Annotated in this window: 16 protein-coding genes and 4 pseudogenes; 7 read left to right on the forward strand and 13 right to left on the reverse strand. The window is 73.4% G+C overall.

The genetic code is table 11. From position 1 onward, the window contains the following. The first annotated feature begins 165 nt into the window (after positions 1-165). Complete coding sequence (locus tag ACFVYI_RS41055; RefSeq protein ID WP_387894997.1) at positions 166-777, forward strand: TIGR03086 family metal-binding protein; 612 nt, start codon at positions 166-168, stop codon at positions 775-777. A 4-nt stretch (positions 778-781) separates the two neighbouring features. Here ACFVYI_RS41055 and ACFVYI_RS41060 read toward each other — a convergent pair. From ACFVYI_RS41060 to ACFVYI_RS41070, 3 genes and pseudogenes are all read right to left on the reverse strand, one after another. Continuing rightward, positions 782-1,312, reverse strand: a pseudogene (locus ACFVYI_RS41060) (ABC transporter permease); the annotation flags it as partial. A 15-nt stretch (positions 1,313-1,327) separates the two neighbouring features. Continuing rightward, positions 1,328-2,181, reverse strand: a pseudogene (locus ACFVYI_RS41065) (ATP-binding cassette domain-containing protein). 34 nt (positions 2,182-2,215) lie between these two features. Continuing rightward, positions 2,216-2,626: a MarR family winged helix-turn-helix transcriptional regulator gene (locus ACFVYI_RS41070; RefSeq protein WP_387894999.1), complete on the reverse strand. Its 411-nt coding sequence runs from the start codon at positions 2,624-2,626 to the stop codon at positions 2,216-2,218. Here ACFVYI_RS41070 and ACFVYI_RS41075 point away from each other — a divergent pair. Beyond that, positions 2,617-3,354 carry a hypothetical protein gene (locus ACFVYI_RS41075; RefSeq protein ID WP_387895000.1) on the forward strand — a complete coding sequence of 246 codons (738 nt, stop codon included), beginning with the start codon at positions 2,617-2,619 and terminating at the stop codon, positions 3,352-3,354. The two genes, ACFVYI_RS41070 and ACFVYI_RS41075, sit on opposite strands and share 10 nt — an antisense overlap. A 65-nt stretch (positions 3,355-3,419) precedes the next feature. Here the strand turns inward: ACFVYI_RS41075 and ACFVYI_RS41080 are convergent, their stop codons facing one another. Further along, positions 3,420-4,628, reverse strand: coding sequence for an agmatine/peptidylarginine deiminase (locus ACFVYI_RS41080; RefSeq protein ID WP_387895002.1), 1,209 nt, complete (start codon positions 4,626-4,628; stop codon positions 3,420-3,422). 234 nt (positions 4,629-4,862) lie between these two features. Here ACFVYI_RS41080 and ACFVYI_RS41085 point away from each other — a divergent pair, with 234 nt between their 5' ends. Beyond that, positions 4,863-5,240 (forward strand): nuclear transport factor 2 family protein, encoded by a 378-nt coding sequence (locus tag ACFVYI_RS41085; protein ID WP_387895003.1) that lies wholly within the window; start codon positions 4,863-4,865, stop codon positions 5,238-5,240. 49 nt (positions 5,241-5,289) lie between these two features. Here the strand turns inward: ACFVYI_RS41085 and ACFVYI_RS41090 are convergent. After that, positions 5,290-5,370 (reverse strand): annotated as a pseudogene (locus tag ACFVYI_RS41090) (transposase); the annotation flags it as partial. Between ACFVYI_RS41090 and ACFVYI_RS41095 the strand changes: the two are divergent. Both ACFVYI_RS41095 and ACFVYI_RS41100 read left to right on the forward strand, forming a co-directional pair. Continuing rightward, positions 5,368-5,886 (forward strand): annotated as a pseudogene (locus ACFVYI_RS41095) (transposase); the annotation flags it as partial. The pseudogenes ACFVYI_RS41090 and ACFVYI_RS41095 overlap by 3 nt on opposite strands. Positions 5,887-5,933: 47 nt before the next feature. Then, on the forward strand, positions 5,934-6,596 hold the full coding sequence (locus ACFVYI_RS41100; RefSeq protein WP_387895005.1) for a TetR/AcrR family transcriptional regulator: 663 nt from the start codon (positions 5,934-5,936) through the stop codon (positions 6,594-6,596). A 15-nt stretch (positions 6,597-6,611) separates the two neighbouring features. On the opposite strand, the gene ACFVYI_RS41105 is transcribed toward ACFVYI_RS41100, so the two are convergent. The 8 genes from ACFVYI_RS41105 to ACFVYI_RS41140 form a co-directional block, all read right to left on the reverse strand. Then, positions 6,612-7,823, reverse strand: a complete 1,212-nt coding sequence (locus tag ACFVYI_RS41105) for an agmatine deiminase family protein (protein WP_387895007.1) — start codon at positions 7,821-7,823, stop codon at positions 6,612-6,614. Between the two features lie 186 nt (positions 7,824-8,009). Continuing rightward, the gene (locus ACFVYI_RS41110) at positions 8,010-8,807 is read right to left on the reverse strand and encodes an ABC transporter ATP-binding protein (RefSeq protein ID WP_387895009.1); all 798 of its coding nucleotides are present in this window, start codon (positions 8,805-8,807) and stop codon (positions 8,010-8,012) included. A 43-nt stretch (positions 8,808-8,850) separates the two neighbouring features. Beyond that, a complete protein-coding gene (locus tag ACFVYI_RS41115) occupies positions 8,851-9,828 on the reverse strand; it encodes an ABC transporter ATP-binding protein (protein WP_387895010.1) in 978 nt (325 codons plus the stop codon). Then, on the reverse strand, positions 9,825-10,679 hold the full coding sequence (locus tag ACFVYI_RS41120) for an ABC transporter permease (protein ID WP_387895012.1): 855 nt from the start codon (positions 10,677-10,679) through the stop codon (positions 9,825-9,827). The genes ACFVYI_RS41115 and ACFVYI_RS41120 overlap by 4 nt, the downstream gene beginning before the upstream one ends. Then, positions 10,676-11,635 (reverse strand): ABC transporter permease, encoded by a 960-nt coding sequence (locus tag ACFVYI_RS41125; protein WP_387895014.1) that lies wholly within the window; start codon positions 11,633-11,635, stop codon positions 10,676-10,678. The genes ACFVYI_RS41120 and ACFVYI_RS41125 overlap by 4 nt, the downstream gene beginning before the upstream one ends. Continuing rightward, the gene (locus ACFVYI_RS41130) at positions 11,632-13,308 is read right to left on the reverse strand and encodes an ABC transporter substrate-binding protein (RefSeq protein ID WP_387895016.1); all 1,677 of its coding nucleotides are present in this window, start codon (positions 13,306-13,308) and stop codon (positions 11,632-11,634) included. Before ACFVYI_RS41130 ends, ACFVYI_RS41125 begins: the two co-directional genes overlap by 4 nt. Before the next feature lie 169 nt (positions 13,309-13,477). Further along, entirely contained in the window at positions 13,478-14,491 is a 1,014-nt protein-coding gene (locus tag ACFVYI_RS41135) for an agmatine/peptidylarginine deiminase (RefSeq protein WP_387895018.1), read from the reverse strand. Positions 14,492-14,565: 74 nt separating this feature from the next. After that, positions 14,566-15,741, reverse strand: a complete 1,176-nt coding sequence (locus ACFVYI_RS41140; RefSeq protein WP_387895020.1) for an agmatine/peptidylarginine deiminase — start codon at positions 15,739-15,741, stop codon at positions 14,566-14,568. A gap of 260 nt (positions 15,742-16,001) precedes the next feature. Between ACFVYI_RS41140 and ACFVYI_RS41145 the strand changes: the two genes are divergently transcribed. Further along, a complete protein-coding gene (locus ACFVYI_RS41145) occupies positions 16,002-16,610 on the forward strand; it encodes a TetR/AcrR family transcriptional regulator (RefSeq protein ID WP_387895021.1) in 609 nt (202 codons plus the stop codon). A gap of 95 nt (positions 16,611-16,705) precedes the next feature. Continuing rightward, positions 16,706-17,002 carry a Sec-independent protein translocase subunit TatA gene (tatA, locus tag ACFVYI_RS41150; RefSeq protein WP_387895023.1) on the forward strand — a complete coding sequence of 99 codons (297 nt, stop codon included), beginning with the start codon at positions 16,706-16,708 and terminating at the stop codon, positions 17,000-17,002. Positions 17,003-17,049 lie beyond the last annotated feature (47 nt).

Here is a 17,049-nt window from a genome sequence, read left to right on the forward strand (position 1 = left end):
CCACGACAACGCCGCTGCACCCGACCGATCACCCGGTCCGGTCCAGCGGCGTCGCGGCATTCCCAGCACAACCACACCGACCAGGACCCGCCCGCTGAACCCTGGCTTGTCACGCCCCGTAGCGGTTTACTGGGAGGGACCAGGGCAGGAAAGGGAGGCCCGGCGATGGAATGTCCCCACCCCTCCGGGTTCCACGCCGAGGTCCGCCGGCGGTACGCGGCCGCCGCGGCGGAGGTGTCCCGGCTGGTACGAGCCGCTCCCGAGGAGCGGTGGTCCGCGCCCACGCCCTGCCGTGAATGGGACGTGCGCGCGCTGGTCAACCACCTGGCCGCTCAGCACCTGTGGGTCTGCCAGGCCGTGGCCGGCTACACCCCGGAGCAGATCGGCCACCGCTTCGCGGGTGACGTGCTGGGCCGCAACCCCGTCGGCGTGTGGACCATGGCCGTGAACACCGCCGTGCGCGCGCTGAACCAGCCGGGCGCTCCCGACCTCCTGGTGCACCTGCCGTACGGGGTCCGCGATCTCGGCGGGTTCGCCCGCGAGTTGACGGCCGAGACGGTCGTGCACGGCTGGGACCTGGCCCGGGCGCTCGGCGAGAGCGGCCGGCTGCCGCGGGACGCCGCCCGGTACGCGTTCGCGGAGTTCCAGGGCTACCGCGATCTGGCCGGCACCGGTCAGTTCGACCCGCCGCGCACCGCGGCCCCGGGGGCCGAGGCCCAGGAGCGGCTGCTGGCGCTCACCGGCCGTGACCCGCAGTGGTCGGCCGAGCGGATCTGAGCCCCTACCGCGCGAGCCTGCCCAGCAGCCCGGAGGCCACCGCGATGCCGACGACGGTCGCCAGCGCGAGCACCCCGAAGTCCAGCGGGAGGTGCGCGGGGGTACCGATCAGCAGACCGCGCAGCGCGTCGACCTGGTAGCTGAGCGGGTTGGCCCTGCTGACCGCCTGCAGCCAGCCGGGCATCAGGTCCACCGGGTAGAGGGCGTTCGAGGCGAAGAAGAGCGGCATGGTGATCGCCTGGCCGATGCCCATCAGCCGGTCCCGGGTGAGCACGATGCCGGCGATGGCCATGGACAGGCAGGAGAAGAAGGCCGAGCCGAGCACCACCGCCACCACGACGCCGAGCACCGCGGCGAGCAGCACCACCACCGCGGCCTGCAGCACCGCCTTGACCCCGGCGGCGAAGGCCTTCCCGGTCACCAGCGCGGCGCGCGGGGTCGGGGTGACCAGCAGCTTGGTGAGCACCCCGGAGTCCCGCTCCCAGATGATCATGATGCCGTAGAAGTCCGCGATGAACATCGCGGACTGCGCGATGTTCGGCCGGCGGGTTCAGCCGACACGGCCGGCCGTGCGACGGGTTCGGCGGGCATCGTTGAAGTCTCCTTCCGAGGCCTCGCCACGGGACAGACCACGGCCCGAGAAGTGGCGGAACACGTCGTCCAGGCTGGGGTCGGACTGCGCCGGATCCTGCGCCCGGACCTGCTCCTTCAGCTCCCCGGGCGTGCCGAGCGCGCGGATCCGGCCGCGGTCCATCAGGGCGATCCGGTCGCAGTGCCGGTCGGCCTCGTCCGTGATGGGCCCCTCCTGCCCGTTGGCGGGCGAGGAGGGAGGGTGGTCACCAGGACGGTCATCCCGGTGGCCCGGCGGATGGCGTCGACGCGCTCCCAGACGCCGGCGCGGGTGATCGGGTCCAGGCCGATCGTGGGCTCGTCCAGGACGAGCAGCCGTGGGGCGCTGACCAGGGCCTGGGCGAGTTCCAGCCGGCGCACCATGCCGCCGGAGTAGGCGCCGGCCATCCGGTCGGCGGGCTCGGTGAGGTCGACGGCGGCCAGCGCCTGGGCGACCCGCTCGGAGCGCTCGGACCGCGGCACGTCGAAGACCCGGGCGAACAGGGCGACGTTCTCCCGCCCGGTCAGCCCGGCGTCGGCGGAGAGCTGCTGCGGCACGTAGCCCAGCAGCCGGCGGACGTCCGTCCGCTGCCCGGCCGCGTCGTGGCCGAAGACCCGGACCATGCCGGCGGACGTCGGGAGCAGGGTCGTGATCGCCCGGATCGTGGTGGTCTTGCCCGCGCCGTTGGGGCCGAGAAGGCCGAACACCTCGCCGGTACGCACCGTCAGGTCGACCCCGTCGACGGCCTTGGGAGCGCCGCCCTTCGCCCGGCCGCGGTGGAAGGTGTACTCCAGGCCCCGGCAACCACCGCGTCGGCCTCCCCCGGTGTCATCGCTCCGCCCTCCCTTCCGCCACCGGCGTCCCCGTCAGGGCCCTGCCGGACTCCCCCGGCCGGCCGCGCAGGCCCCCCGCGACGCCGTGCAGCGCGGGCAGCGCGGCGGTCAGCGCCGCCCGGTCCTCGGCGGACAGCCCCGCCACCACCTCGCCGACCAGGAGCGTCCGCCGGGCCCGCCAGGCCGCGAGCCGCTCGACGGCCTCCCCGGTGGTGTGGAGCAGGGCGGCCCGGCGGTCGGCCGGGTCCACCTCGCGGCGCAGCAGACCCAGCGCGACCAGTTGGTTGACCAGGGTGGAGACCGAGTTGCCGGCCAGACAGAGCTCCTCGGCCGCGTCGGAGACCGGCCGGCGTCTTCCTCGGCTCCGTCGCCGGCTGGCGCGCGGCCTTCCTCGCGATGGGCGCACTGACCGTCCTGGTGCTGGTCGCGCTCCTCGTCTCGCTGCCGCCGCTCCCACCGCACGCCGGCACCGGTGCCGGCGTGCTGCGCGGACTGCTCGCCGGCCGGGGCGTCCGCACCGGCCTGGCGGTGACCTTCCTGGTCGCCCTGGCCCACTTCGGCAGCTACACCTACGTCACCCCCTTCCTGGCGGAGGTCACCCGGGTCGGGCCGGGCCGGATCACCTGGCTCCTGCTCGCCTTCGGCGTCGCCGGTCTGCTCGGCAACGTCCTCGCCGGCGACCGGGCGGCACGGGCGCCCGGTCCGGCGCTGGCCGCAGCAGCCGCCCTGCTCGCCGTCGCGACCCTGCTGCTGCCGCTCGTGGGCGCCTCCGGTCCGGGTGCCGCAGCCGTGCTGGTGCTCTGGGGCCTGGCCTACGGCGCCGTCCCGGTCTGCTCGCTGACCTGGTTCCTCACCGCGGCGCCACAGGCCCCGGAGGCGGCCGGGGTGGTCTTCACCTCGTCGTTCCAAGCCACCATCTCGATCGGCTCGCTGGCGGGCGGTGCGGTGGTGGACCACGGCTCGACCACCGCGGTCATGCTGCTGGGCGGTGCCACCGCACGCGTCGCGGCGGCCGCCGCCGTCGCGTTCGGCGGCCGGATCCGGCCTCGTACGGCGGGGCGCCCGGACGGCGCCGCAGTGCGGGCTCCGTCCGTCGGCGCCGAGCCCCGGCAGGACCGCGCGGCGACCCGGTAGTTCCGGCCCCGGTCCCGGTCCCCGACGCCGTCCAGGGGCCGGGACCGGGGCCGCCGCGACCGGCGCTAGGGAACCGGCTGCGGCTGGGTGACGCAGTGGATGCCCCCGCCGCCGAGGCCGATGTAGTCGATGTTCAGCTGCTCGACGACCCGGCCGGGGAACAGCGACCTGAGCTTCGCCTTCGCCGCGGCGTCGGCCCGGGAGTCCCCGAACTGGGCGGCGATCACCGCGCCGTTGCAGACGTAGTAGTTGGCGTAGGAGCCGACGAACGCCGGGTCGCTCTGCCGGATCGTGTAGTAGTCGGGGCCGCCGAGCCTGGTGGCCTGGATCCGGACGCCGCGGGCGTCGGTGGCCGCGGACAGCACGTCGTACTGGTTGATCTCGTCCTTGGTCCAGACGTCCGAGGGGTCGTCGGTGGCGTTCGGCTGCTGCACCAGACCCTGGCCCGGGGCCAGGAAGCGCGAGGTCGCGTCGACGTGGTCGCCGGTGATGTCCTGACCGGCGACCCCGGCGAACCAGATGACCCGGGAGGCTCCGTACGCGGCCTTCATCGCGTTCTCGGCCTGGGTCTGTGTCATGCCCGGGTTGCGGTTGGAGACCAGGATGCTGCTCCGGGTGGCCATCAGCGTGCCGGCGCCGTCGGTCTCGATGGCGCCGCCCTCGCCGACCAGGCCCGCCGCCGTGAACGGCACCCCGACGTGGGCGGCGACCCGGGCGGCCACCTTGCCGTCGTTGGTGGAGGTCTGGTTGCCGCCCCAGCCGTTGAAGTTGAGGCCGATCGCGTCGAGGCCGCCCTGCCCGTCGGTGCGGAAGACCGGGCCGGAGTCGCGCATCCAGCAGTCGTTGACCGGGATGGTGGTGACCACCGTGACGTTGGCTCCCGGGCAGGCCCTCCGGGCGACCGCGGCGGCGGCGGGGTTGGCGCACAGGTACACCGGCTCGTACTTGGCGATGGTGTTGGCGACCAGCGCGATGTTGGCCTGGATCTGGGCGAGCGAGGGCGTGGTGCCGCCCCGGCGGCCGCCGCGGCGGCCGGTCCAGATGGCGGGGTCGTCCGGCCAGGCCATCCAGGTCCGGGTGTGGGCGACCGTGTCGATCGGGACGGCGAAGGCGGCGGCGGCGCTCCAGCCGGCCGGAGCGGCCTGGGCGGCGCCCCCGTTCGCCGCCCAGGCGGTGCCCGCCGTGACCAGCCCGGCCGCCACCAGGAAGTTCCTCCGCCCCAGCGCTGCCGGTCCTCTGCCGGACGGGACGTGCGGGTCGCTGTGACCGTTCATCTCCTGGCCTCCTCTTCTGACTGTCCGTGGCCCTTCCACGTGATGGCCATGACGGTAAAACTGACCAAGCGCTCGGTCAATAGTTTGCGCAAAAGCACGTCCGGTCCACCGGTCGGCGCCGACGCGTCGTCAGCGGCGCGGTCTCGCTAGTGCTGTGGCCGGGATGGTTCGCCGTGGTCGGGAGACGGCTCACGGGACGAGCGCGGTCCGCGAGGGAACTGGTATGAATGGTGCATGCAGGAAGAGACCGCGCAGTCCGCGATCGACACGTTCATCTCGGCCTTCAACGCCTCGGACGACAGCTATGTGACTGCGCTGCTCTCCCGGGCCCTAACCTCGGACGTGGTCTTCTGGGGACCGTTGGGCCGCACCGAGGGGATCGAGGCGGTCGAGCGGTTCGTGCTGGACATCCGGCGCCACCCCGCGGGGACCGGCACGATGGTGCGCTGTTCGGCGGTGGACATGCCGGACGAGTGGGCCCGGTACCAGTGGATCTTCACGACGCCGGATGGAGGCCCCCGCCTGTCCGGAACGGACGTCGTCCATCTGCGGCGGAACCTCATCGACCAGGTCATCGTCTTCGCGGGTGAGATCGAGCCGTCCGCCTCCTGAGTCCTTCTCCTGAACCGGCCCCGTTCGGGGCTCCGGGTCTGCCCAGCCGAGTCTTGGTGCGCTGGAAGGTGACTCCACGGCGGGCGAGCAGGCCTCGTAACGCCTCGCGGCCGATACGGATCACTCGGCCGAGCGGGGTCGACCCGACCGGCTGCCGGCGACCTACCACCGCACCCATGGAGTGACCTACTTCCACGGCTGCTACTCGGTCGGCGACGACAAACTGTGGGGCGTCAACCGCCGACGCAAGGGCACCGGGAACACCCTGGCCGCACTGCGGTCGATCCGAACGGCCCGTCCGGACGGCGCCCCGGTCTACGTGATCCTGGACAACCTGTCCGCCCACAACGGCAAGAAGATCCGCCGCTGGGCGGAGCACAACAACGTCCGCCTGTGCTTCACCCCGACCAACGCGTCCTGGGCGAACCCGATCGAGGCGCACTTCGGACCGCTGCGGCAGTTCACCCTCGCGAACTCGAACCACTCGAACCACACGGTCCAGACCCGGGCACTGCACGCCTACCTGCGTTGGCGCAACACCAACGCCCGCCATCCCGACATCCTGGCCGCCCAGCGCAAGGAGCGTGCCCGCGGCCGCAGCGAGAAGCGTCTGCGCTGGGGCGGCAGGCCCGTCCTCGCCGCGTAATCAAGCAACCCGGCGAACGTATGCGGTCAGACCACTAGAGTTTCCGGATGGCTACGCGCGCTGAGGACCCCCATCCCGTCGACCCGTCGGCCGGGACGTCCACGACCGGCACCGGCACCGGCACGAAGCGTCCGCGCGCCTCGGCGAAGGGCGAGCAGACCCGGGCCCGGCTGCTCGCCGCCGCACGCGAACTCCTCGCCGGGGACGGCTCGGTGCCCTTCACCACCCGCAACGTGGCCGCCCTCGGCGGGGTGACCCACGGCATGTGCCACTACCACTTCCAGAACCGCACCGACCTGATCGTCGCCGTGGTGGAGAACATCCGGCCGGAGTGGATCACCCCCCTGGAGGAGGCGGTCGCCGGCCCGGGCACGTTCGCCGAACGGGCCGAGCGGGTCGTCGCGATGCTGGCACAGCCGGAGGGCGGCGACCTGTCACGGCTGCACTCCGCCCTGCACTGGTTCGCCGCCGGCGACGAGCGGGTGCGGGAGAGCCTGGAGGCGGAGTACCGGCGGTGGCGGGAGTGCTTCGTCTCGCTGTTCCAGGTGCTGGCGGACGAGCGCGGCGGCGGGTTCGACCCCCGGCCGCTGGGCGAGGCGGCGGCCGCCGGTACGGACGGGCTCGCCGCGTTCCAGAGTCTCGGCGCGCGGATCGACTCCGCGCCGGTGATGCGGGCGCTCGTCCTCGGGCTCGCCGCCGGCGCCGCGTAGCGCCCGCCCGGCCCATCAGGACGGGCCCGGGGAGGAGGGTGCGCGCGGGCCCTCGGGCTGCTGTTGGGTGGAACAGTGGATGCCACCGCCGCCGGCGGCGATGGCGTCGATGCTCACCGGGACGATCTCGCGCCCGGGGTGGAGGTCGGCCAGGACGCCCGCCGCGCGGTCGTCGGAGGCCTTGTCGCCGAACCGGGGCATGAGGACGGCCCCGTTGACCACGTAGTAGTTGAGGTAGGTGGCCAGGAAGTCCTTTCCGCGGTCCGGGGCGGCGCTGAGATCGGGCTCGGTGAGATCCACGATCCGCAGCGGGCGGCCCATCGCGTCGGTGGCCCCGCGGAGCACCTCCAGCGCCTGGTCGGAGGCGCGGGACCAGATGTCCGGCGGGGTGTCCGGGCCGGGCCGGTGGATGACGACCACGCCGGGCTCGGCGAACCTGGCCAGGGCGTCGATGTGGCAGTCGGTGATGTCCTGCCCGGCCACCCCGGCGAACCAGATGACCTTCCGGACGCCGAACAGCTCCTTGAAGGCCGCCTCGATCTGGTCGCGGCTCTTCCCCGGGTTGCGGTTCTCGTTGACCCAGGAGCTCTCGGTGGCCATCAGGGTGCCCTCGCCGTCGACCTCGATCCCGCCGCCCTCCCCGGTGATCGGTGCCTGGATGCGCCGGACGCCGTAGCGGTCGAGGAGCCTGCGGGCGACCTGGCCGTCCTCGGCGTGGGTCTGCTTGTTCCCCCAGCCGTTGAAGTTGAGGTCCACGCCGGCGAGCCCGCCCGAGCCGGTGACGAAGGTCGGGCCGGTGTCACGGGCCCACAGGTCGTCCACCGGGAGGTCGATCACCTCGACGCCGGCGCCGACCAGTTGCCTGGCCTCGGCGCTCTGGTCCGGGCGGGCCATCAGCACCACCGGCTCGAAGCGGGCGACGGCCTGCGCCACGTGCGCGATGTCCTGGCGGACGGCGGGCAGTTGGTCGCCCCACACCTCTTCGAGGGCCGGCCAGGCCATGAGCGTCCTGGTGTGCGGGAGCCACTCGGCCGGCATGGCGTACGAGCCCGGGGCCCTCTCGGTCATCGACGCCGCCGAGGCCGCCGAGGCCGCCGAGGCCGCCGAGGACTGTTCGGCCCCGTCGGAGGGGGCGGCGTCGGAGCCGCAGCCCTCCAGCAGCGCGAGCGCGGCGGCGGCCGCCCCCGAGCGCAGCACGGCCCGGCGGGACGGCAGGCGGTCTCTCATGACAGGTCCCCTGGTTCATCCGGATGCACCCCGAAACGGGCGATATCCGACAGTAGAGGCGGCCGAGGGGCGGGCGGGTGAGCCCGCGCGCCGCCGATCGGGCGAATCGGGGCGGGCAGCTCGGAACGGGTCCGGACCGCCGCCGTGGGGGCGTCGACGGTCCGGACCCGGGTAGGGGGCCCGCCGCTACAGCGCGCGCCGGGCGGCGGCGATGGACCGCGGGTCCCAGCCCGGCCGGGGGACGGAGTCCAGCAGCAGCCGGGTGTAGGGGTGGCGGGGCCGGGCCAGGACCTCGGCGGTCCGGCCGGACTCGACGACCTGCCCGTGCCGCATCACGATGACGTCATCGGTGACGGACCGGACGACGCCGAGGTCGTGGGTGATGAACAGGTAGCCGATGCCGGTCTCCTCGCGGATGTCGGCGAGCAGGTTGAGGATCTGGGCCTGGACGGAGACGTCGAGCGCGGCCACCGCCTCGTCGAGGACGAGGACCGCCGGCTCGACCGCCAGCGCCCGGGCGATCGCGACGCGCTGGCGCTGGCCGCCGGAGAGCTGCCGGGGCAGGGCGCCGGCCTCCCGCTCGCCGAGGCCCACCTGCTCCAGGAGTTCGGCGGTCCGGCCGGGGTGGTCCCGGTCGGGGAAGTGCAGCCGGAGGGTCTCGCGCAGCACGGCGCCGACGGTGGTGCGCGGGTCCAGGGACAGGTACGGGTCCTGGAAGACCATCTGGACCTCGCGGGCCCGCGCGAGCCGGTGGGCCCGGCCGCGCCGGTGCTCGGTGCGGTCCCGGCGGTGGACCAGGACCCGGCCGGAGTCCGCCCGTTCCAGTCCGACGACGATCCGGGCGGTGGTCGTCTTGCCGGAGCCGGACTCGCCGACGATGCCCAGCGAGCCGCCCTCGGCCAGGGTGAACGAGACGTTGTCGACGGCCCGCACACCGCCGTAGGCGCGGTGCAGGCCCACCGCCTCAAGAACGGTCCTGCGCATCGGCGGCACTCCTGTCGAACGGGCCGCGGCGCCGAGGTCCGGGCTACGCATCGGCGCTCCCCTCCCCCGTGCGGTCGCTGTGGTGGCAGGCGGTGCGGCGGGCCGGCTCGGCGGCGACCGACAGCAGCGCGGGCACCTGCTGCGTGCAGAGGTCCGTCGCGAGCGGGCAGCGCGCTGCGAACGGGCAGCCCGTCAGCTCGTCGCGCAGGCTCGGCGGCCGGCCCTCGATGGCGGCGAGCCTGCCGCGGGGGCCGTCCAGGCGCGGAGTCGAGGCGAGCAGCGCGCTCGTGTAGGGGTGGCGCGGCCGGTCGAACAGGGCCCCGGCCGGGCCGGTCTCGACGATCCGGCCGGCGTACATCACGTAGACGCGGTCGCTGATGGCGGCGGCCAGGCCCAGGTCGTGGGTGACGAAGAGCAGGCCGGTGCCGAAGCGGTCCTGGAGGTCGCCCAGGAGCGCGACCACCTCGGCCTGGGAGGTGACGTCCAGGGCGGTGGTGGGCTCGTCGGCGAGGAGCAGCGCGGGGTCGCCCATCAGGGCGGCCGCGATCATGACCCGTTGGAGCATGCCGCCGGAGACCTGCCCCGGGTAGCGGCCCAGGACGGACGCGGGCAGGCCGACCGCGTCCAGCATCTCGGCGGCCCGTCCGGTGGCGGCCTCGGCGGAGAGCCGGCCGCTGAGGCGCACGCTCTCGGTGAGGAAGTCGCCGAGGCGGCGCAGCGGGTTGATGGCGGCCCGCGGGTCCTGGAAGATCATCGCGGCGGTGCCGGTGCGCAGGCGGCGCACCTGCTCGGGCGTCATGGTGAGGACGTCGTCGCCGCCCACCCGCACGGTGCCCTCGGTGGTGGCTCCGGCGGGGAGCAGCCCGAGGACGCTGCGGGAGGTGAGGCTCTTCCCGGAGCCGGACTCCCCGACGAGGGCGACCGTCTCGCGGGCGTCGACGGTGAGGTCGACGCCGGCCAGGACGGGCCGGGCGGTGTTCGGCAGGCGCAGGTGGTAGGCCTGGATGTCGAGGGTGGTCATCGGTCCCTCCTGGCGACCTGGTCGGCCCGGCGTTCGCCGACGACGTTGAAGGCGACGACCGTCAGCACGAGGGCGGCGCAGGGCAGGATCGCCGAGAGCGGGTAGCCGTGCTGGACGGCGGACTGGCCGTCGAAGACCATCCGGCCCCAGTCGGGGGTGAGCGCGGGGACGCCGAGCCCGAGGAAGGAGAGGCCGGCCAGGTCGATCAGGGCGTAGCCGAAGTTGATGGTGGCCTGCGCGAGGACGACCGGGGCGATGCCGGGGATGACGTGGCGCAGGCAGATCTGCGGGCCGGAGTGGCCCTGGACCCGGTACGCCTCGACGTAGGGGCGGGCGCGTTCGGTGAGGACGAGGGAGCGGGTGAGGCGGCTGACGTAGGGCAGGTAGGCGATGGCGAGGGCGATGACCGGGGCGAGCAGCCCTTCGCCGTGGACGGAGACGATCAGGATCGCCAGCAGCATCCCGGGGAAGGCGAAGACCAGTTCGGTGCCGCGGGAGAGCACCGAGTCCAGCCAGCCGCCCCGCCAGGCGGCGGTGGTGCCGACGGCCACGCCGGCCAGGGTGGAGAAGGCGACCACGCCGAGCGGCCCGAGCAGGGAGGTCCGGGCGCCGGTGACCAGGCGGGAGAGGGTGTCCCGGCCGGAGGCGTCGACGCCGAGCAGGTGGTCGGCGGAGGGGCCGGCGAGGGCGTTGCCGAGGTCGACGGCGTTCGGGTCCTCGGGGGCGAGCCACGGCGCGAGGACGGCGGCCAGCACGACCAGGGCGACGAAGCCGAGGCAGAGCAGGTGGAGCGGTGCGCGGGCGGTGCGCAGCCGGCCGAGGCCGGGCCGGCGCGGCAGGGTGGTGGTCATCCGGTGGCCTTCCTCGCTCCGAGGGTGACCCGGGGGTCGACCAGCGGGTGCAGCAGGTCGACGACCAGGTTCACCGCCATGAACAGCCCGACCATGATCAGGGAGATGGCCTGCACGGTGGGGAAGTCCTTGGTGGTGGTGGACAGTTCGAGGAGCTGGCCGATGCCGCCGACGCTGAACGCGGTCTCCACCAGCACGGTGCAGACCAGCAGCGTGGACACGATGAGCCCGCCGGTGGTCAGCACGGTGCCCAGGGCGTTGCGGAAGACGTGCCGGCGGACCACGTGGTGCTCGGTGACGCCCCGGCTGCGGGCGACGGTCACGTGCTCGTGGCCGAGGACGTCGAGCATCGCGGCGCGGGTGACCCGGGCGAGCATGCCGATCAGGTAGAGCGCGAGGGCGAGCGCGGGCAGGGTGAGGTGCCAGACCATCGGGCCGAGGCCGTCGCCGGTGCCGCCGGTGGGGAACCAGCCCAGCTTCACCGCGAACAGGCCCTGCAGCAGGACGGCGGCGACGAAGGAGGGGGTGCCGACGGCGACGGTGGTGGTGACGAGAATGGTCGAGTCGGCGCGGCCGCCGCGCACGGCGCCGATCCAGCCCAGCAGCAGGCCGAGCACGAGGACGAGGACCAGTGCCATCACGACCAGCAGCAGGGTGGCGGGCAGCCGGTCGGCGAGCAGCCGGGAGACGTCGGTGCGGTAGGTGATCGAGCGGCCGAAGTCCCCGTGCAGGATCTGGCCGGCCCAGCGCAGGTACTGCAGGAGGAACGGGTCGTCCAGGTGGTACTGGGCGTTGACCGCCTGCAGGGCCTCCGGGGAGGCCGAGCGGCCCGCGAGCAGGAAGCTCGCCGGGCTGCCCGGCGCGAGGTACATCGCCCCGAAGATCACGAAGGAGGCACCGGCCAGGGTGGCGGCCATCTCGGCCAGCCGCCGGGCCGCGAATCTCAGGAAACTCACCGGGCCGCCCCCACATCGGCCGCCCACGGGTAGTAGAGGTACGAGATGGTGGTGGGCGCGCCGGTGATCCGCTTGTTGAGGAAGACCGCGGTGGGCCACTCGGCGACGGGGATCCAGAGCAGCTGCTCGGAGGCGGTCCTCTGCAGCTGGGCCTCCAGGGTGAACCGCTCGGTGGGGTCGGTGGCGGCCGCGGCCTTCTTGACCAGGTCGTCGTAGCCGGGGTCGCTGTAGGAGGCGAAGTTCTGGTAGGCGCCGGTCCGGAAGTTGCCCAGCAGGTCCAGCGGGTCGGTGATGGAGTCGTAGTACGTCTCCGGGAACAGGTCGATCCCCTCGCGTGCCTTCGGGTCGGTGAACAGGGCGGTGAAGGCGTTGGGGGCGATGGTCCTCAGCCGGACGTCGAGGCCGATCTTCGCGCCCGCGGCCTGGACGGCCGTCGCGAGCAGCGAGACGTCCTGGCCGATCGGGCTGGTGGCGACGGTGAGGGTCTTCCCGGTGGCGCCGGCCTCCTTGATCAGTGCCTTGGCCTGTTCGAGGTCGGGCGTGGTCGGGGTCAGCCCCTCGAACGCCTCGGTGCGCAGGTGCTCGGGGGCGGCCGCCCAGGCGGCGCGGGTGGTCAGCGAGCCGGTGACGCTGCCGGCCCCGCCGAGGCCGGCGCGGACGAAGCCCGAGCGGTCGAGGGCGAGCGAGAGCGCCTTGCGGACCCGGACGTCGCCGAGCACGCCCTGCATGGAGGTGACGTTGACGTTGACGGTGCTGAGGCCCTCGCCGAAGTAGAGCGTGCCGGTGCCGCCGGCGCGCAGCCGCTCGTAGCTCTCGGTGGGGATCAGGTAGCCGCCGTCGGCCTCGCCGCTGAGCAGGGCGTTGACGCGGGCCGAGGGGTCGGTGAGGAAGCGGAAGACGGCCTTGGCCGACTTGGCCCTGGCCCCCCAGTACTCGTCGAAGCGCCGGAGTTCGATCGACTGGCCCTTGATCCAGGTGCCGAGCCGGAAGGGGCCGGTGCAGTCGAGGCTGCCGCCGGTGCCGTAGTCCTTGCCCGCCGCCTCGATCCCCGCCTTCGAGGCGACCACGCCCGCCGCCGTGGCCATGTACTGGTTGAACTGCGAGTCGGGCTGGGTGAGTTTGACGGTGACCTGGAGGAGCCCGGTCTTGGTGATCGTGCTGACGTTCTGGAACTGCTGGGCCCAGGCGGCCGCGTTGTCGGGGTTCATCTGGCGGCCGAGGCTGTACACCACGTCGTCGGCGGTCATCACGCCGCCGTCGTGGAAGCGCACGCCGGGCCGCAGGTCGTAGACCCAGGTGGTCGGGTCGGGGCTGGTGGCCTTCTCCGCCAGCCCCGGGGCCGGGGTCAGCTGCGGGGTCCACCGCATCAGGCTCTCGCAGACGTTGGAGAGCACGGTGTTCTGCGGGTAGTCGAAGGCGGAGATGTAGTCCAGCGTGGGTGGTTCGGCGTAGACGGCCCACGTGAAGGAGTCCAGGTCGCCCTGGGCGGGCGGGGTGCCCGCGGACAGCCGGTAGGCGGACCCGGCGGCGGCGTCGCCGGCCTTCGGCGGGCCGGAGCAGGCGGTGGCGAGGGTGAAGGTGGCGAGGACGGCGGCGGCCAGGGCCGCGGCCGCGAGGGCGGGCCGGCGGCGCGGGGATCTGCGGGTTCCGGGCCGGTCCTGGGGGTCTGGCATGAGGGTGGCTCTCTTCCGTGCGTGACGGCGGGGGTCGTGACGGGGGTGGCGAGGGGTCGTGACGGGGGCGGCGGGCTCGTGACAGGGGTGGGCGAGGGGCTCGACCGGCGGGCCCGCGCGGGTGGGGTGCGGGCCCGCCGGTCCCGCTACGGGGTACCGGGCGTGCGGGTCACGCGGCGGGGCGGGCCACCGGTACCTGCTGGGTGATGCAGTGGACACCGCCGCCGCCGTAGGCGATGACCCGCGAACGCACCCCCACGACCTTGCGGCCGGGCAGGGCGGCGGCGATCACCGCGAGGGCGTCCTCGTCCTGGGGCACGCCCGCGACCGGGACGACGACGCCGCCGTTGGCGATGTAGAAGTTGAGGTAGCCCACCTCGGTCTCCTTGCCGTCGACGTCGACGAAGGCGCTCTGCGGCAGGTCGATGATCTCCAGCCTGCGGCCCCGGGCGTCGACGGCGGCCTCCAGCACGGCCCGGTTCTCGCGCATCCGCTCGTAGTCGGGGTGGCCGGGGTCGCTCGGGAGCTGGACCACGACCTTGCCGGGCGCCACGAAGGCGCAGACGCCGTCGACGTGGCCGTCGGTCTCGGTGTCCAGCAGACCGCCGTGGGGCAGCCAGATCACCGTGCTGACACCGAGCCTGGCCACCAGCTCGGCCTCGATCTCCGCCTTGCTCATCCCCGGGTTGCGGTTGGGGTGGAGCAGGCACTGCTCGGTGGTGATCAGCGTGCCCTCGCCGTCGACGGTGATCGCACCGCCCTCCAGGATCATCCGGGAGTCGATGCGCTCGACGCCCAGCCGGTCCAGCAGGACGCCGGCGATCCGGTCGTCGGTGTCGTACGGGTGGTGCTTGCGCCCCCAGGCGTTGAAGCGGAAGTCCACGCCGGCCCGCTCGCCCTCGGGGCCGAGCACGAAGATCGGGCCCGAGTCGCGGAACCAGGAGTCGTCGATGGGCAGTTCCACCACCTCGACGCCCGCCCCGCACCGGGCCCGCGCCTCCTCGCCCTGCCCGGGGCAGGCGACCATCGTCACCGGCTCGAACGCGGAGATCGCCCGGGCGACCTCGGCGTACTCCCGCCTGGCCCCGTCCAGGGTCTCGCCCCAGAGCTCGGCCCTGGTGGGCCAGGCCATCAGACAGCCTTCGTGGTCGGTCCACTCGGCGGGCATGCGGAAAGTCGTCATGGCACGTCTCCTGTTGGAAGATTCAGTCAGTACACGGGGCACGGGCCGGCCCTGTCGGCCCTGCTGCGCGGGGCTCAGCCGGCGGCGGGCACGGCCGGCTGGGACTGCGTGGCGCAGTGGATGCCGCCTCCGCCGCTCGCGATGGCGTCGATGGCGACCTGGACGATCCGGCGGTCGGGGTAGCCGGCCTGGAGGATCGCGTAGGCGACGCCGTCGGCGTAGCCGTCGCCGAACTGCGGGGCGATCACCGCCCTGTTGACGGTGTAGTAGTTGGTGTAGCTGGACAGGAAGTCCTTGCCCCGGCCACGGATCAGGGTGCGGTCCGGCCCGGGGAGTTCGGTGACCTGCAGGCGCCGGCCCCGGGCGTCGGTCGCGCTCTGCAGCACCCGCTTGGCCTCGTCGTAGACGGCCACCCAGCGGGGGTCGGTCCCGGGACCGGGCTGGTCCAGGAGGACCTGGCCCGGAGCGGTGAAGCGGGCGAGGCAGTCGATGTGGCAGTCGGTGATGTCCTGCCCGGCCAGACCGGGAACCCAGATGACCTTGTCGATCCCGAGGTCCGCCTTGAGCGAGCGTTCCACCTGGTCCTGGGTCATCCCCGGGTTGCGGTTGGGGTTGACCAGCGAGCTGACGGTGGCCAGCAGGGTGCCCTGGCCGTCGGTCTCCAGCGAGCCGCCCTCGCCGACGAAGGAGGCCCGGACCCGGTCGACGCCGTACCGGTCGAGCAGCGTGGTGGCCGCGGTGGCGTCGTTGCCGAACGGCTGGTAGTAGGAGGTGCCCGTCTTCCCCCAGCCGTTGAAGTTGGTGTCGACACCGGCGATCGCGCCCGGGGCGACGACGAAGGTGGGCCCGAAGTCGCGGATCCAGAGGTCGTCGTTGGCGATCTCCTCGACCTCGATCGGGTGGTAGGCGCCGAAGCCGCAGGTGTACCGCGCGTCGGCGGCCTGCTCGGGTCGGGCCAGCACCACGACGGGCTCGTAGCGCGAGATCTCGTGGGCGACGGTGGCGATGTCCCGGCGTACCGCCGAGAGCTGGTCCTGCCAGACCGACCGGAGGGCCGGCCAGGCCATGAAGGTCCGCGCGTGCCGGTCGGTCTCCGCCGGCAGCGTCAGCCTGGCGCCCGACGGCGCCGTCGCGGCCCGGGCACTCGCGGGAAGGGCGATCGCCGGAAGGGCCGCGCCGACGGCGGCCAACGGCAGGGCCGCGGCGCCGAATCTGAGCAGGCTGCGCCGGGTGGGAACGGGCGTGTCCATGGGACTCCCTGGAGGGATCGGGAGGTGTGGGGTGACCCACATCCTGCTCCGAACTGAAAATTCAGTCAAGATGGCCGAATGACCCAATCCCTCCGGCCCGGCCGTGCGGCATGACGGTCCTGTGCGACCCATCGGTGCGCACCAAGGGCCTCCAAACCCCGGGGCGGGAATGCCCTGAATCGGTCCACCGGGAGAAGGACCTGAAGATTTAGTCAGGAAGCTACTCCTCGACGCGTCTTGTGCGAGTAGGGTGAGCACCCGTGTCAGACCGTCGAACAGAAATACTCAGAGCCGCTACACGTGTCATCACCCGACGTGGCGTGCGGGGCCTGCGCGTGGCCGAGCTGGCGACCGAGGCCGGGGTGTCGACCTCGCTGATCTACTACCACTTCGCCGACCGGGCCGGGATCCTGCGCGAGACCCTGAGCTTCATCGGCGAGCGGGCCGACCGCTACACCACGCAGTGGAGCCCCGACACCGCGGACGACCCGCGGACCGAGCTGGCGCAGGCCCTCCTGCTGGAACTGCAGGACACCGCCGAGGTCCGGGAGAACAGCACCGCCTGGGGCGAATTGAGAGCCAGCGCGGTCTTCGACGCCGACCTGCGCGTGGACCTCGCCAAGGCCACCCACACCTGGGTCCACGAGATCGCCGAACTGCTCGGCCGCACCCACCCCGCCGGGACGGCGCCGGCCCACGCCGCGTCCGCCGAGCGTCTCACGGCACTGCTGGAGGGGCTCAGCGTCCGCTGGCTCAGCGGCTCGCTCCCACTGGAGCACGCCCGCCGACTGCTCGGCGAGGCGCTCGACACCGAGCTCGAAGGCCTCCGCCCGGAGCCGTGCCACACCGCTGCGGCAGCCATTGACTGACATGCCGCATTCATTGACTGACATTTCAGTCAATGCGAGACTGTCCGGACTGGGACCGTACCCCTCCCCCACCACGAAAGGCCCGGTGAGACGCCGTGCTCCGCAATGGTCTGGAACCCTGGCACCTGCTGGTCGTGGTCGCCGTGGTCGTCCTGCTGTTCGGCTCGAAGAAGCTGCCCGACATGGCCCGTGGGCTCGGCAGGTCCCTGCGCATCCTCAAGGCCGAGACCGCTGCCATGCGCGAGGGCGACCCCCTGCCGGAGCCTGCCGCACCCACGGCCGGCCGGCAGCCCGACGCGACCGCCGCTCCGGCCGCGACCGCACCCGCGACCGCACCCGCTGCGGGCCTCGGCGGGACGCAGCCGACCGCCCGGCCGGACCGGGCCGTCTGAGACCACCCGCCACCGCTGTCGGCCGGAGCGACACGCCGGTGTCGCTC

Origin of the sequence: Kitasatospora sp. NPDC058218 (assembly GCF_042882445.1) — a bacterium.
In the GTDB taxonomy this organism is placed as follows: Bacteria; Actinomycetota; Actinomycetes; order Streptomycetales; family Streptomycetaceae; genus Kitasatospora.